Annotated in this window: 1 pseudogene; it reads left to right on the top strand. The window is 63.1% G+C overall.

Annotation, left to right across the window (positions count from 1 at the left end):
• Positions 1–690, top strand: a pseudogene (locus EOA22_RS35790) (NAD(P)-dependent oxidoreductase); the annotation flags it as partial.
• Between the last annotated feature and the right edge of the window lie 90 nt (positions 691–780).

Here is a 780-nt window from a genome sequence, read left to right as displayed (position 1 = left end):
GATTTTGTGTTCTCCTGTGTCGGCAATGACGACGATCTGCGTTCGGTGACGACCGGTCCGGAAGGCGCCTTCAAATCGATGAAGAAGGGTTCGGTCTTCATCGACAACACCACCGCCTCGGCCGAGGTCGCTCGCGAGCTGGCGGCGGCGGCGCGAGCCGGCGGGTTTTCGTTTGTCGATGCGCCGGTCTCGGGCGGCCAGGCCGGCGCCGAGAACGGCGTGCTGACCGTGATGGTCGGCGGCTAGCAGGACGCTTTCGACAAAGCGAAGCCTGTCATCGACGCTTTTGCCCGCATGGTCGGCTTGATGGGGTCGGCCGGTGCCGGCCAGCTCACCAAAATGATCAACCAGATCACCATAGCCGGTCTCGTCCAGGGCTTGGCCGAAGGCATCCATTTCGGCAAGAAGGCCGGGCTCGACATCGAGAAGGTGATCGAGGTGATTTCCAAGGGCGCCGCGGGCTCCTGGCAGATGGAGAACCGCCACAAGACGATGAACGCCGGCAAATATGATTTCGGCTTCGCCGTCGACTGGATGCGCAAGGATCTCGGCATCTGCCTGGCCGAGGCCGACCGCAATGGCGCCAGACTGCCGGTCACCGCACTCGTCGACCAGTTCTACAAGGATGTGCAGGCGATGGGCGGCAAGCGCTGGGACACGTCCTCGCTGCTCGCCCGTCTCGAAAAATAGGTCTCTGCCGTGGCAGAGCTCTCGCCTCAATCCAGTGCCGCGGAAATCGTCGCCCATCTTCTCGCCATCGGATCCGAGCAGAACCGCCTC

It is taken from the genome of Mesorhizobium sp. M7A.F.Ca.US.014.04.1.1, assembly GCF_003998745.1.
GTDB lineage: Bacteria > Pseudomonadota > Alphaproteobacteria > Rhizobiales > Rhizobiaceae > Mesorhizobium > Mesorhizobium ciceri.
Note: the sequence above shows the minus strand (reverse complement) of the source record. Positions and strands in the feature narration are given on the sequence as shown.